Raw genomic sequence first — 14,462 nt, forward strand, 5'->3', positions numbered from 1 at the left:
AGCCGGAACCGAGGGCCGCCACGGTGATCGTCTCCAGGTAGCCGATCAGGTAGGCGGCGATCACGGACCCCTTGATGCTCCCGATCCCGCCGATGACGACGATGATGAACGCCAGCGCGAGCGGATCGAGCCACATGAGGGGCGTCGTGCTACGGGTCGTCCCGATGAACATCCCGGCGATGCCCGCGAGCGCGCCCGCGATCAGCCACGTGCGAGCTTTGACGCTCGGGAGGTCGACGCCCGTGAGCTGGGCGCCGCGCTCGCTCATCGACGTCGCGAGGATCGATCGGCCCCCGTCCGTCCGGGTCACGTAGTACCAGAGGAGGCCGATGGCGATCCAGGAGACGACGAACCCGGCCACCTCGACCCAGAGGATCCGGGTGCCGATCCACTCGAGGTGGATGCTCCCGCTCACGAGCGAGTAGTGGTACGGGTCCGGGCTGAAGATCGCGACGGCGAGTTCCGCGAGCAGGACGGCGACGACGAGCGTCGCCAGGAACGTGATGACGACGTTGTCCTCGACGTGCTTGACCAGTCCGGCGTACAGTCCGTACGACGCCAGGGCGCCGACGGCCACCGCGATCGGGAACGCGACGAATCCCGGCAGCGCCACGGCGCCGAACGTCGCGCTGGAGACGAGGACGAGGTAGGCGTAGGCGCCGATCATGATCAGCGCCCCGTGAGCGAGGTTCAAGACGCCGCCGACGCCGAAGATCATGGTGAACCCGATCGCGATGAGCGCGTAGATCGCGCTGATCATCGCTCCCGTTACGAGGATCGAGAGCGCGTCGCCGAGCATCGCTCACACCCAATCCGGGGCGACGTGGTCCGCGGTCGCGAACTCCCGCGGGTAGACGCACTCGATCTCGCCACCTTCCTGCCACTGGGTCATGGGGAAGTTCGAGATGACGTCGTCCTCGTCGCGGGTCTCCATCACGTCGTGGGGGTACTCGTCGTCGGGACCGTACAGTTCGATCTCGCCCGCGGCGCCGGTGTGGTCGGTTTCGAGGAGCGCGTCGACGATCGCGTCGAGGTCGCCTTCGTAATCCGTGGTCCCCGCACGCTCGACGGCGTCGGCGTAGACGTACACCGCGTCGTACGTGTTGAATCCCATGTACATCGGGAGCGCGGGCGCACCCTCGTCGGCGTAGGCGTCCTGGTAGGCCTCGACGAACGGCATCGTCTCCTCCGTGATCTCCGTGGCGCCGCCCGCGCCCGACTGCGAGGTCGTCTCGTAGAGCGCCAGGCCCTCGGTCATGTCCCAGAACTCGGGTGCCATCGAGGCGACGTGGATCCCCTCGACCGAGAAGGGGTACTCGGCCTCGCGCCAGGTGGCCAGGAAGTCGGTGCCGACGATGTGGGCGAAAAACCGGAAGACTGCGTCGGCCCCCTCGGCCTCGATGCTGTCCAGCACCGGCGTGAAGTCGTCCGTCTCGATCGAGAGTCGGTCCTCGTAGACGACGTCGTATCCCCGGTCTTCGAGCAGATCAGGAAGGTTCTCGGAGAACGGCACCGTCCAGGCGGCGTCGTCGGCGATGTGCGCGAAGGACTCCCAGCCGTGCTCCTCGTTGAGGTAGTCGGCGTAGTCGGCCATCGCCTCGGCCTGGAGGTCCGAGTTGATCGGCCCCGTCCGAAAGACGCTCTTGTAGTGGTCGTAGTCCTCGCCAACGGTATCCTGGAGCGTCCGCGGGTCGGCCGAACCAGTGATCAGGAACGGGACGTCGAACTCCGCGACGAGGTCGACGATTCCCTGCATCACCTCGCTGACGAACGTCCCGAGGATGACGTCGACTTCCTCCTGCATGATCATCGCTTCGGCTTCACGTTCGGCCTCTGCGGGTTCCCCCCGCGTGTCGGCCGAGACGAACTCCACTTCGCGGTCGTCGATCCCGCCTTCGTCGTTGAGCTGGTCGATCGCGAGTTGGCCGCTGCGTTCGGAGCCGATGCCCATCGACAGTTCGACCGGCCCGAGGTGTCCGATCGTGATCGGCCCCTCTTGCCCGGCCTCTTCGCCCCCGAGACAGCCGGCGACCGTCGTGGCGAACGCACCCGCACCCGTCGCCGCGAGGAACCGCCGCCGGTCGATCGCGTCCGTCGAAACAATCCGGTTCGAATTACTTTTGTTTTCCATAGGGTGTCACTCCCTTAACGGCCCTCAATTTGTGGATATATGACGATCCATCTTAAATATGGGTGTTGGTATCACCCTCCATGACAACGGTTGGCCCATGCGGCCGACCGTCGTCCCGCCGGGGCACGGGCCGCGCGGCCGATTCCGAAGCCGAGAACCGCGCGGGTGAGCCCGCTGGCCGTCACTTCCCCGGGGCTCGGACCGCGCGACCTACTCCGGTGCCGAGAACTGCGCAGACCCCGGCGGCTGGCCGTCACTCCCTCGGGGTTCGGGAACTGGGTCGGTCGGCCCGCCGTTCACCGGTACCGTTTTGACGGTCGCCCGGGCGGTGAGGGTATGGACGAACGAGACGCGCCAGAGGCCTTCCTCGAGGTCTTCGAGAACCGCGTTCGCTTCGCCGAGACCGACCAGCAAGGGATCGTCTTCTACGGCGAGTACGTCACCTACCAGGACGAGGCCGTCACGGCGTTCCTCCGGGAGATCGGCTACGACTACGACGCGATACGGGATGCGGCGTGGGACATCCACGTCGTGAGCACGGAGCTAAACTACCGGCACCCGGCCAGGTTCGAGGACGTGCTGGTCAACGAGGTCCGGGTCGCACGCGTCGGCGAGTCGAGCGTCGAGTTCGACTACCGCGCTCGCCGGAAGCGCGACGACCGCCCGATCGTCGACGGCGCGGTCACCCACGTCGCCGTCGACGAGGAGACGGGCTCGCCGATCCGGGTCCCGGAGGAGTTCAGGGAGGCCGTTGCCGACGTTCGAGACGATTCCGGCGGCTAACCCGCGTGCAGATCATCGCCGGTCGACTCCAGGTAGCCGGCTCCGGCACCGTTCGCCGGACCGAAACGAACACGTACTCCCGTTCGCAATCTGACCGCATGGACGACGAGGCGCCGAACTGGGAGTTCAAAGAGCGCGACGTGGCGATCCTTACCGAGCTGGCGGACGATCCGCAGCTCTCCTCTCGCGAACTGACCGAGGTGCTGGCCGAAGACTACGACATCGACGTCTCGCACGTCACGGTCAGCCAGTCGATCAGGCGGATGCGCGACGAGGGCGTCTTCCGGGAGGCGATCGTCCCGAACGAGGAGTACTACTACTTCGCGCTCTTCGAGTTCAAGTTCAATCCCGAGCACTTCGAGGAGGGCTGGCGACCGGCGATGGAGCACATTCGCGACGACGAGAACACCCTGTTTTTCTTCCTCTCGGACGGCGAGTACCAGTGGAAGTCGATCATGATGTTCCGCGATCGCGAGGACGTCTCGAAGTGGATCCACGGCTTCTACAAGGAACACGGCGCCGTCGTCGACAACTTGCGCAACTCCGTCGTCCACAACGTCCTGAAGTTCCGGACCGACCCGCGGATCTTCGCCGAACTCCACGACGACGAGGAGTAACGAGTCGGTCCGGGCCACCACGGATCCGTCCGCCCCCTCCGATCGAGCCCCGACAGCTACAAGCCCCGCCTCGTACCAACCGTCGGTATGCCAGGGAAAGTTCCACCGGACGAACTCGCCGCGCACGTCTTCTCCCGAACCGGCGCCGACGACGAGCGGGTGCTCCAGGGCCCGGCGCTCGGCGAGGACGCCGCCGCGATCGACGTCCCGGCGGGAACGCTCGTCGTCAGCTCGGACCCGATTTCGCTCGCGGCCGCCGACGCCGGCGCGCTCGGCGTCCGGGTCGCCTGTAACGACGTCGCCGCCTCGGGCGGCGAACCCCGCTGGCTCACCGTCGTCTGCATGCTCCCGACGGACGACGGGGACGCGTTCGACGCCCTCTCGCGGGCCCTCCACGATGCGGCGAGCGACGCCGGCGTCACGATCGTCGGCGGGCACTCGGAGTACGTCGACGCCCTCGACCGTCCGCTGCTCTCGCTGACGGCGATGGGATTCGCCGATCCGTTCGTCCCCACCGGCGGCGCGACGACCGGCGACCGGGTGGTGCTGGCCGGGGCGGCCGCGACCGAGGGGAGCGCGATCCTGGCCGCCGATTTCGGCGACGAGCTGGCGGTCGACGACGAGACGGTCGAGCGCGCGAGCGAGTTTCTCGACGACGTATCGGTCACCCCCGCCGCTCGCGCGCTCCGCGGGGCGGCCACCGCGATGCACGATCCGACCGAGGGCGGCATCGCGGCCGGCCTCGTCGAGCTCGCCGCCGCCTCCGGCGTCGACGTCGAGGTCGATCGCGACGCGATCCCCGTCCGGGCGGAAACGGAGACGCTCTGCGGGGCCGCCGAGGTCGATCCGCTGCGGATCTTCGGCTCGGGCGCGCTGCTCGCGACCGTCCCCGAATCGGCGCTCGAGGACCGACTCTCGGCGCTCCGAGACGCCGGAATCGACGCCGCGGCGATCGGCACCGTCACCGGAGCGAGCGACGGCACCGTTTCTCTAGACGGCGAGACGCTCTCGTCGCCGCCGACGGACGAGCTCTACCCGCTGTGGGAGGCGGCGGACGCACGGGAGTGAGCGGGACGAGCACCCGCGTCGGAAGACCCACCGGAAACCCGGTCGCCCCCGACGACCCACCGTTCGATACCGAGGGAATTTTCGTACCCTGATCGTCCCTCACGTCCGGTATCGAGCGACCGGGCGCCGGCGGCCCGGAGCCCGCGGCGCCCCATCGGTCACGCAACCGGGAGACGAACCAACGACTCCGAGACGTCGGACCGGCGAGCCGGCGCTCTCCCCCGCGCTGGGCGTCGCGGTCGTGGCGCTCGTCGCCCTCTTTCTGCGGTCGCGATCGGCGTGCTCGTCGGGCGCGAGGTCGAGGATCCCGCGCCGGAGGCCGACTTCGAGCGGGACGGCGACGGGACCGGCGACGACCTGCAGATCACGCTGACACACGCCGGCGGGGAGTCGCTCCACGGGAGCGAACTGACGTTGGCCGCCGACGGAACGCGAGGACCGTCCGACGAGAGCGCCCTCGACGACTGGGAGCGGCTCGAAACGGGAGCACGCCGCGGTCGGCTTCGTCGCCGATGCCGTCGTCGGGAACGCCACGGTGAACGGGACGGACGCCGAGAACGGGACGGTCGTCAGCGCGATCGCCTTCGGTGCGGGCGAGCTGGAGAAGGGAACGGTCCCGGTCGACGACGCGAAAGGCGTTAGCGAGTGCCTGGCGCATCTCACCCCGGACGCGACCCGCCGCGAATCACCGGCCTCTCGATGCCGACGCGGGCCAGCAAGACCGGGAGCAGGAAGATGCCGGCGATCGTGACGGCGTACGTCGCGACCGTCGCGGGCGCGGTGACGGCGATCCACGATTCCATCGCGGTCATCGCGGTGAGGAACGCGAGCCCCGCGACCGCGAGGAGGGCCCCTTCGGCCCGGGACCGCAGCGGCGGCGCCGAATCCAGCCGCCAGGTGCCGACCAGGCCGCCGATCGCCGCCCCCAGGCCGAGCAGCGTCTCCTCGGCGGCGCCCGTCGCGGCGATCGCGGGGAGCGCGAGAACCAGACCGACGGCGAAGCCGATTCGGGGCTCGGACACCGTCCGGAACATCGCGGCGAGGAACGCGATCCCCACGGCCGCGCCGACGATCACGTCGCCCAGGTAGTGATAGCCGAGGACGACCCGCGACAGCGAGACGAGGACGACCAGCGACCCGACGCCGGCGACGGCCAGCGGCTCCCGAAGCCGCTCGAAGGCCACCAGCAGACCGCCGTAGACGACCACCGCGGCGAACGCGTGACCGCTCGGAAACCCGTACGGATCGTCGTCCATCGACGCGAGAAAGAGCTCCTCGGGCGGGCGCGGCAGATCGAAGAGCGCCTTCAGCACCATCAGTAGCCCGAGCCCCGCGACCGCGTAGCTCGCGACGAGCGCGGTCTCGCGACGCCGGCTCAGCCAGAACAGCACCGCGAGCAGCACCATCAGGAACGTCGTACCACCGAGATCGGTGACGAGGACCGCGAGTTCCGCGTACTCCGCGGGGAACACCTCTCGGATCGCCTCGCTCGGCCCCTCGAGTCGCATGCTCGTTACTCACAGACACAATTACAGCCGTCCTAATTCTTCCGCCGAAGGAGACCGTTCGTTTATGGCCGACTCCGGCGCCGCCGTTCTGCGGGAGCGATCGGCGGGCGAATCGTTCGCCCGATCGACCGATCGCTCACCGACGCGCCCACTCGAGCATCCGCCGGTAGACCGGATCCGTCTTCAGCGCGGTCGCGTCGCCGACCAGCACGAGCGCCCGCTTCGGCCGAGTGAGCGCGACGTTGAGCCGACGGTAATCCTCGAAGATCGGCCCCTCGAGGTCGCCGCTGGCGACGAACGAGACGACGATCACCTCCTGGCTCGACCCCTGGAAGCGGTCGACCGTGTCGACGGCGACGTCGCCGGGAACGTGGCGTTCGATCTCCGAGACCTGCGCGCGGAAGGGGGCGATGACGCCGATTTCCGTGCGGTCGAGGCCCGCCCCCTCGTAGGCGCCGATCAGTTCGGCGATGCGCGCCGCCTCCTTCGCGTCGGTGTATCGCTCGTCGTCGCCGGAGACGCCGACGAACGCGACCGGATCGCTCAGCGTCTCGGGGAGGTCGTCCCGGGAGACGCCGTCGAGGTCGTCCAGCGTCCGAGCCGCCACCTCGGGCGTCGCCGGCCGCAGCCGGTCGTCGTAGAATTCCCTGGAGGCGAACGCCTGGATGCGCTGGTTCATCCGGTACTGGCGGTCGAGCATCACGCCCGCCCCGGGATAGGCTTCGACGAGCCGTTCGAAGAGCGACTCGGAGAGTTCGTTCTCCGCGCGAACGACCGGCGGAAGCTGCTGGTGGTCGCCGACGAGGACGAAGCGCTCGGCCAGGTTGATCGCCGCGTAGGTTCCCGGCTCGGTGAGCTGGGCCGCCTCGTCCACCAGCGCGACGTCGAACGACTGTTCGTTCATCACGCGGGAGCCGCAGGCCGCGGTCGTGGCGGCGACCACCTGCGCGTCGTCGAGTTCGGCGACCCGCGCCCCGGGGTCGCCCGCGCGCTCCAGCCGGAGGTGGCGCATGTCCTCGCGGACGCCGCTCTCGGTTCCGAACCGAACGACCCGTTCGGGGTCGATGCCGGCGTCGAGCACCGCCTCCAGCGCGTTGTCGACCGCCCGGTTGGTGAACGCCGACAGCAGCACCCGCTCGCCCCGCTCGACCGTCGCCTCGACCGCCCTGGCGATGGTGTAGGTCTTTCCCGTTCCCGGCGGCCCGTGGATCAGCGCGCAGTCGCGGGCGCCCACGGCCGTCCGCACGGCTTCGTCCTGGGCCTCGTTGTTGGCGACGAACGTCTCGTCGATCTCGTCGAACTCCGGTTCGGCGCGACCGAACAGGACGTCCTTTCGCCGCTCGTCTCCCTTGAGCAGCGCGTCGTGTAACGCGACGAGTAATCGGTCGGTCGTCAGCTCGCTCGGGTAGACGTCGAGGCGCTCGACCTCGACGGGCTCGTCGGCCGTCAGGACGATTTCGCCGTCTCCCGGCTCACCGCGGGCGCCGCTCGATCGTTCCGCGGAGCGTGACTCCGCGCTCTCGAGTCGTTCGATCCGGGCCAGCTCCGCGTCGCCGCCGACCGGCTCACCGTCGCTCGCCAGGACGAGGTCGCCCTCGCGAAGCTTCGACGTGGCCGGCGAGCGCCGGCGCGCTCGCAACTCCCAGCGACCGCCCTCCAGCTCGCGCGCCTCGAGGAACTCCAGGTCGATGATCGCCCGATCGTCGGCGGCGCGCTCCTCGGGGGTCTGCTCCCAGAGCTTGACGTACTCGCGGTGGACCTCGCGGCGCTCCTCCTCGATCGCCCGGGAGAACCGCTCGAAGTGTTCCAGTTCCTCGTCCGGGAGCGGCCTGCCGATCTGCCCCGCCTTCGACTCCTGGCCCAGTCGCCCCGAGACGACCATGCAAGTGTCGCGCTCGAAACAGTACTCGCACTTCGCGTCCGCCTCCGTGCCCGTCGGCACCGTCCACGAGGCCTCCATCGCCGCGATCTCGTTGCGGAGTCGACAGACGTACTCCAGCAGCCCGCGGCCCATCGAGAAGTCCTTCGCCGGCGTCAGGTCGCCCGTCTCCTCGTTGCGATCGAGCACCGAGTTCTTGGTGTAGAGCAGGGTCCCCGTGTCGACCGGCTCCCCGTGCTCTTCGAGGACGAGCGCGTAGCAGGCCGCCTGCACTTTGTCCTTGAATCGCGGCTCCTTGCGGAGGTTCTTGCCTGTCTTGAGTTCGACGGGGGCGCCCCGGCGGATGGCGTCCGCCCGCCCTTTGAGACCGAACGTCTCGCTGATGAGCAACCGCTCGGAACGCCACTCGTCTTCCTCCGTGAGCCGACCCTGGTCGAGCCAGCCCTCGATCGCCGCCGCGTTCTGGCGGACGTCCTCGGCGACCGATTCCGGGGACTCGCCCATCAGCCCCAGCTCCAGCGCCCGCTCTTCGATGCGCTCGTCGATCGACGCCTCGAGCTCCCGGCCGCGCAGGAGGTCGCCGAACACCTCGTGGACGAGCGTCCCCTTCACGACGGGGTAGTTCAGCGGCACCCCGGAAAGTTTGTTGAGGTAGTACAATCTCGGGCACTGCACCCAGTTGCGGACGTCCGTGACGTCGACCAGGTAGTCCGGCTCGACGACGACGTAGGAGTCGCCCGTCGTCGAATACTGCACCTCGCCGCGGTACTCGTCCGCCTCCGCCTCGGTCACCAGCAGCTCCATCCCCGGTTCGAGACGTTCGGCCGACTCCACCCACTTCCCCCAGCAGGTGACCGTCGTCGGCGGATCGTCCGGGTCGTCGTCCTCGAGTCGGACCGGCACTTCGGCGAGTTCCCGCTCGCCGTAACTCGTCGAGACGGTCCGGACGTCGACCTCGCCCGCCACCGTGCCGCGTACGTTCACGGAATCCAGATACACCGGCACCCGAAAAACGCTGTCGGTCCCGGTTCCGTTTCCGCGCCGGCGCCGAGGTCCCAGCGGTCGAGTGTCGGTTCGGTAAGGGCCGCGGCCGGAGCGTCGACTGTCCACACCCGAAGGCGACGGTCGCGATCGGTGGGCCTCTCGTCCGTCCCTCGACGGCCACGGTCGCAGTCGGTGGGTCTCTCGCCCGTCTCTCGGCGGCGACGGTCAGTTGTACCCGCGCCAGCGGTGGCCGCACTCGGTGCACTTGAAAAATCGCGTCGGCGGCTCGTCCGCCGAGGCCGTCTGCTGGATGTAGTACCACGCCTCCTCGTTCCCGCAGTCGTCACAGCGGACGTCCGTCGCCTTCGGCTTGCCCTCCATGTCCGCGTTCTCGTCCGACTCGATCACCTCGTCGCCGGTCTGGGCCTCCGTCGTGACGAACTCGGCTTCCCGGTCGCGGTCGCGGTCGACGGCCGCGCCGCAGGTCGAACAGACCATGCGGTCGCCCTCGGCCTTCATCATCGAGCCGCAGTCGTCGCAGAACTGCATACCCGGACGGTCGTCGCGGATCGGCAAAAACGTCCCGCTGGGCTCGGAGGGCCAGCACTCTCCGAGCGCCTCATTTTCCGGCACGACCGAACAGTTCGCGACCGCGAACGTCCCGGTCAAGTGAGGCGCACGATCGGCGTACCACTCCGTCGGCATCGGCGTCGGCTGGAAGTTCGCCCGCGAACGGTCGGCGAAGGTGATCGCCTCCGTCGCCGCCGCCACCAGATCGTCCTCCATCACGAACCGCGAATCGAGACGACGTTTGGACCGTCGCTCTTCGAGACGGCGTTCGGATCATCACTCCACGAGACGACGTTTGGACCGTCACTCCACGAGACGACGTTCGGACCATCACTCCACGAGACGACGTTCGAACCGTCACTCCTCGAGACGCATCCCCGCCGTCGCGGCCGCCGTCGTCAGGACCGTCCCCTCCAGGTCCAGCTCGTCGAGCGCGCCCTCCGCGGCCCGCCGGGCCTCCGGTACGTGCTCGGCGTCGGTCAGGCCGTAGACGGCCGGTCCCCACGAGGACTGGCCGACGCCGGCCAGTACCGGACACGACGCCAGCGCGTCGACGAGTTCGCCGGCCGGCGGCCGGTACAACCCGCCTTGCGCGTCGGCGTACCAGGTGCCGTTCAGCCGGTCGATCCGCTCGACGGCTTCGCCGAAGGGTTCCAGGCGTCCCGCGGCCGCTGCGGGCAGGAGTTTCCGCGCGAGGACGCCGGCGATCCGGTCGGAGACCGTCGGATCCGCCGCCTCGATCACCGAACGGATGCTCGCGTCCTCCTCGTCGCCGCTGCGGCCCGGTTCGGCCTCCGGCAACGCGACGAGGAACCGCCAGTCGGTCGGAAGCTCGTGACGGGCGACCGCGGGCGGCACCGTCCAGTCGCCGGTCGCCGGCGGCCGGGTGGTGAACCGCGAGGAGGGATGGCCGGCGTCGACGACGAAGCCGCCGGCCTCGAAGGTGGCCACCCCGACGCCGCTGCGACCGCCGCGCCCGAGCGAGGGCGCGTGCTCGCGGACCGCCGGATCGACGCCGTGAGCCCGCGCCGTCGCCGCGTACACGGCGAGGGCGAGCTGGGTCCCGCTGCCGAGACCGACGTGACGAGGCAACCGCGTCTCGAGTGCCACGGACACGCCGGGAACGTCCAGGACGTCGACGGCGCGTTCCGCGTACCGACGAACGTCGTCGTCGTCCGCCACGACCGCCTCCGCCGGTTCGGCCGCGACGCGAACCCGAGGTTCCGCGAGGCCCACGCCGATGCCACCGTAGAGGCGATCGTGCGCGAGCGAGAGGTTGCAAAACCCGACGTGGAGTCGCGCCCCGGCGCTGACGGTGACCATCGATCGTCGTCGACTACGGCGTCCCGATGCAAGGGAATTGCGACGGCGACAAACCGAGACGGATGCTGCCACTCGGCCGGCGACCGGTCGGCGCGTCGATCCGGGCGACGCGCCGATCTCCTGCTCATCGCACGGAAGACCAACCGACCACCAGCCGAACCGCGTCACCGATCGACCACCAGCCGAACCGCGACGACGACCGCCACCAGCCGAACCGCGACGACGACCGCCCACCAGCCGAACCGCGACGACGACCGCCCACCAGCCGAACCGCGACGACGACCGCCCACCAGCCGAACCGCCACAACGACCGGTCGACACCCTGCTCCCCGAGTGGGACACGCTTATTCGGACCGACCGCGAACGCCCGGGCGTGATCGTCGTCGCGACGACCGACTTCGAGCTCTACCACGGCGCCGTGGGCGAGCTCCGCGACCGGTCGGCGACGTTCACGACGATCGAGCCGGACGACGAACTCCCCGAGGCGACGAGCGTGATCCTCACCGACGAGGGGCACGCGAAAACCTTCGACGACGCGGAGGCGCCGACGATCCTCGCCGATCCGGCCGATCCGCGTCGGGCGGTCGACCGCGCGCTCGCACTCAAGCGCGGGCGCGGCGGTCGCACCATCGTCGGCGTCGATCCCGGCCGCAAACCGGGCATCGCCGTGCTCGTCGACGACGTCGTGATCGCGGCGTTTCAGGTGCCGCTGGCCGACGCCGTCGAGACGATCCAGGACGAAGTGGCCGACGCCGCGGATCCGGTCGTCCGCGTCGGCGACGGCGCCCGGCTCAAGAGCGCCGCCCTCGTGAACGACCTGGAGGACGTGCGGGTCGAACTGGTGGACGAAGCCGGGACGACCCCGTACCTCGGAACGGGCGCTCGCGGAATGGGCGACGTCCTCGCGGCCGTCAATATCGCCCGAATCGAGGGCGAACCCCTCGACGAACGGGAGATCGAACCCACGGCGGGCGAGCTCCAGGTGATAAAGGACCGCTCGCGGGAGGCCAGCGAGACCAATCGGGCGATCGACGACCGACACGCCCGTCGCGTCGCCGCCGGGGAACTGACGATCGAGGAGGCGCTCGACGCCCACCGGGAAGACGACGGGAACGGTTAGGCGGAGGACCGAGGCCGAATCGACCGCCCGGTGCCCGGTACCGCCCACCGATTTAGTTGGTATTATACACTTCCAGATAGAGACCCCGACCGACTCGACGTCCAAGAAGGCCATCTGAGCGGGCTCTGGAGGTCGAATTCGAGCGATTCGGCGGCATCGACCGGCGAAAAATTTGGTATAGCCGATTACGGTTTATTTGTCGTTTTTACGTACCCCCACATAAATGATGGCGGGCGCTCGGTCGAGCGTCGGTTCGCGGTCCGAGATCGACGGGCGCCGAGTCGAATACCTGGAAAATCCGGCCCGAGCATCCGCCGTCGAGAGACGGCCCGTATTCGGGCTGAGTGGCTGACCCGACCGGTGATTCGGTCGGACGCGACAGGTCGGGACCCGACAGGTCGGGACAGTCGTCGATCGAGAGGATGACTCCGCCGACGGGCCGCCCGCGACGTGTACGACGTTCGAGAAACCGCTCGGCCGAGCTATATCGAACGAGATGGCCGGACGGCCGGTCGATCGCCGCTCTGAAATCGAGTCGTTTGGAATCGAGACGATGCAGAATTGCGGATACGAGGGTGCGATTCGTCCGATATCGGCCGACCGTCGTTCGACGATCGAGCAATCGTCCGATACATCGAACGAGATACGATCGATATGCGAGCCGTCGTTCGATGGTTCGGACGGCTCCGGTCCGATATGCAGACTGTCGTTCGATACTCTCGAAATCGCTCGAGAGGAGGGGTCCGGACCCCCGAAAGGGGACGGGCCCGGATCAGCTCGGGTGCCGAACCTCGACGATCGGATCGAGCGCTACCGGGACGTCGAACCGAGAATCGATCGAGCGTCGAGAAGCCATCCGACCGCCGTTCGGACCCGATCACGTGAGGCGAGCGAGGGCAGTACAGCTAAGGACGCTCGCAACCGATTACGAGTCGACGAGCGAACGCGAGCTACGCGAACAAAAGAGCTATCCGGCACGATGCCGGAGCATCCACAACGCCGTCCACCGAGAACTATGAACGAAGTGCAACTGGAGGTCGCGAAGGCGTACCCGAACGACTCGGGGCGCGGTATCGCCCGACTCGACCCGGATACGCTGCTCCACCTGAAGCTGAGTCCGGGTGACATCATCGAGATCGAAGGGGCCGACACGACCGCCGCCAAGGTCTGGCGGGCGGACCGACAGGACTGGAACACGGATACGGTCCGCATCGACGGATTCACCCGCCAGAACGCGGAGGTCGGCATCGGCGAGCGGGTCACGATCCGGAAAGCGGAGGCGCGGAAAGCCGACACGCTGGTGCTCGCCCCGCCGGAGGAGGCCTCCGTCCAGTTCGGCTCGGACGCGGCCGGTATGGTAAAACGCCAGATCCTCAAGCGACCGGTGGTCGGGCGGGACATCGTCCCGGTCATGAGCTCGACGAACCACCCGTTCATGCGCTCGCCCGGCCAGGCGATCCCGCTGATCGCGGTGGAGACCGAACCCGACGGCGTGGTCCTCATCACCGAGGATACGGACGTCGAGCTCCGCGAGGAACCGATCTCCGGCTTCGAGAAGACCGGCGGCGGAATCACGTACGAGGATATCGGCGGCCTCCAGAGCGAGATTCAGCGGGTCCGGGAGATGGTGGAGCTCCCGATGAAGCACCCCCAGATCTTCAAGAAGCTGGGAATCGAGCCCCCGCAGGGCGTCCTCCTGCACGGCCCGCCCGGCACGGGCAAGACCCTCCTGGCGAAGGCCGTCGCCAACGAGACCTCCGCGAGTTTCTTCTCGATCGCGGGCCCCGAGATCATCTCCAAGTACTACGGCGAGTCGGAACAACAGCTCAGGGAGATCTTCGAGGACGCCAGCGAGGAGTCGCCGGCGATCATCTTCATCGACGAGCTCGACTCCATCGCACCCAAGCGCGAGGACGTCACCGGCGAGGTCGAACGCCGGGTCGTCGCCCAGCTGCTCACGATGATGGACGGGCTCGAGGCCCGCGGACAGGTCATCGTCATCGCGGCGACCAACCGCGTCGACAGCGTCGACCCCGCGCTGCGCCGACCGGGCCGGTTCGACCGCGAGATCGAGATCGGCGTTCCCGACGAGACGGGCCGCGAGGAGATCCTCCAGATCCACACCCGCGGGATGCCGCTGTCGGACGACGTCAACCTCTCGCACCTGGCCGACGAGACCCACGGCTTCGTGGGCGCCGACATCGAGAGCCTCACGAAGGAGGCCGCGATGAAGGCCCTCCGTCGGTACCTCCCGGAGATCGACCTCGACGAGGAGGACATCCCGCCGAGCCTCATCGACCGGATGATCGTCAAGCGCGAGGACTTCCGCGGCGCGCTCAACGAGGTCGAACCCTCGGCGATGCGCGAGGTGCTCGTCGAGCTACCGAAGATGTCCTGGGACGACGTCGGCGGCCTCCACGACGCCAAAGAGCAGGTCCAGGAGTCCGTCGAGTGGCCGCTCAACCAGCCCGAGAAGTTC

At 68.6% G+C, this 14,462-nt stretch carries 11 protein-coding genes; 5 read left to right on the top strand and 6 right to left on the bottom strand.

From position 1 onward, the window contains the following. Both QZT59_RS03480 and QZT59_RS03485 read right to left on the bottom strand, forming a co-directional pair. Nucleotides 1–799: branched-chain amino acid ABC transporter permease (locus tag QZT59_RS03480; protein WP_290811367.1), on the bottom strand; the 799-nt coding region annotated here is incomplete at its 3' end. Between the two features lie 3 nt (nt 800–802). Beyond that, nucleotides 803–2,131, bottom strand: a complete 1,329-nt coding sequence (locus QZT59_RS03485) for an ABC transporter substrate-binding protein (RefSeq protein WP_290811369.1) — start codon at nt 2,129–2,131, stop codon at nt 803–805. Nucleotides 2,132–2,467: 336 nt separating this feature from the next. Here QZT59_RS03485 and QZT59_RS03490 point away from each other — a divergent pair, with 336 nt between their 5' ends. From QZT59_RS03490 to QZT59_RS03500, 3 genes are all read left to right on the top strand, one after another. After that, nucleotides 2,468–2,914, top strand: a complete 447-nt coding sequence (locus QZT59_RS03490) for a thioesterase family protein (protein WP_290811371.1) — start codon at nt 2,468–2,470, stop codon at nt 2,912–2,914. Nucleotides 2,915–3,012: 98 nt separating this feature from the next. Continuing rightward, nucleotides 3,013–3,531: an Lrp/AsnC family transcriptional regulator gene (locus QZT59_RS03495; protein ID WP_290811373.1), complete on the top strand. Its 519-nt coding sequence runs from the start codon at nt 3,013–3,015 to the stop codon at nt 3,529–3,531. Nucleotides 3,532–3,618: 87 nt separating this feature from the next. After that, a complete protein-coding gene (locus QZT59_RS03500) occupies nt 3,619–4,599 on the top strand; it encodes an AIR synthase family protein (RefSeq protein WP_290811375.1) in 981 nt (326 codons plus the stop codon). Between the two features lie 659 nt (nt 4,600–5,258). Here the strand turns inward: QZT59_RS03500 and QZT59_RS03505 are convergent. The 4 genes from QZT59_RS03505 to QZT59_RS03520 form a co-directional block, all read right to left on the bottom strand. After that, complete coding sequence (locus tag QZT59_RS03505) at nt 5,259–6,107, bottom strand: phosphatase PAP2 family protein (protein ID WP_290811378.1); 849 nt, start codon at nt 6,105–6,107, stop codon at nt 5,259–5,261. A 136-nt stretch (nt 6,108–6,243) separates the two neighbouring features. Then, nucleotides 6,244–8,970 (bottom strand): AAA domain-containing protein, encoded by a 2,727-nt coding sequence (locus QZT59_RS03510; protein WP_290811381.1) that lies wholly within the window; start codon nt 8,968–8,970, stop codon nt 6,244–6,246. A 225-nt stretch (nt 8,971–9,195) separates the two neighbouring features. After that, nucleotides 9,196–9,519 (bottom strand): transcription factor S, encoded by a 324-nt coding sequence (locus QZT59_RS03515; protein ID WP_290811392.1) that lies wholly within the window; start codon nt 9,517–9,519, stop codon nt 9,196–9,198. 378 nt (nt 9,520–9,897) lie between these two features. Further along, complete coding sequence (locus QZT59_RS03520) at nt 9,898–10,863, bottom strand: beta-ribofuranosylaminobenzene 5'-phosphate synthase family protein (RefSeq protein WP_290811384.1); 966 nt, start codon at nt 10,861–10,863, stop codon at nt 9,898–9,900. A 373-nt stretch (nt 10,864–11,236) separates the two neighbouring features. Here QZT59_RS03520 and QZT59_RS03525 point away from each other — a divergent pair, with 373 nt between their 5' ends. After that, complete coding sequence (locus QZT59_RS03525; protein ID WP_290811386.1) at nt 11,237–11,983, top strand: hypothetical protein; 747 nt, start codon at nt 11,237–11,239, stop codon at nt 11,981–11,983. Between the two features lie 1,015 nt (nt 11,984–12,998). Continuing rightward, the coding region (locus tag QZT59_RS03530; RefSeq protein WP_290811389.1) for an AAA family ATPase at nt 12,999–14,462 on the top strand (1,464 nt) is incomplete at its 3' end.

Origin of the sequence: Halovivax sp., assembly GCA_007119345.1 — an archaeon.
Lineage (GTDB): Archaea > Halobacteriota > Halobacteria > Halobacteriales > Natrialbaceae > Halovivax.

Excerpts from the sequence above, each read along its gene's own strand:
- QZT59_RS03485 (WP_290811369.1), bottom strand. The coding sequence starts at position 2,131 with ATGGAAAACAAAAGTAATTCGAACCGGATTGTTTCGACGGACGCGATC.
- QZT59_RS03490 (WP_290811371.1), top strand. The coding sequence starts at position 2,468 with ATGGACGAACGAGACGCGCCAGAGGCCTTCCTCGAGGTCTTCGAGAAC.
- QZT59_RS03515 (WP_290811392.1), bottom strand. The coding sequence starts at position 9,519 with ATGCAGTTCTGCGACGACTGCGGCTCGATGATGAAGGCCGAGGGCGAC.
- QZT59_RS03495 (WP_290811373.1), top strand. The coding sequence starts at position 3,013 with ATGGACGACGAGGCGCCGAACTGGGAGTTCAAAGAGCGCGACGTGGCG.
- QZT59_RS03500 (WP_290811375.1), top strand. The coding sequence starts at position 3,619 with ATGCCAGGGAAAGTTCCACCGGACGAACTCGCCGCGCACGTCTTCTCC.
- QZT59_RS03520 (WP_290811384.1), bottom strand. The coding sequence starts at position 10,863 with ATGGTCACCGTCAGCGCCGGGGCGCGACTCCACGTCGGGTTTTGCAAC.
- QZT59_RS03505 (WP_290811378.1), bottom strand. The coding sequence starts at position 6,107 with ATGCGACTCGAGGGGCCGAGCGAGGCGATCCGAGAGGTGTTCCCCGCG.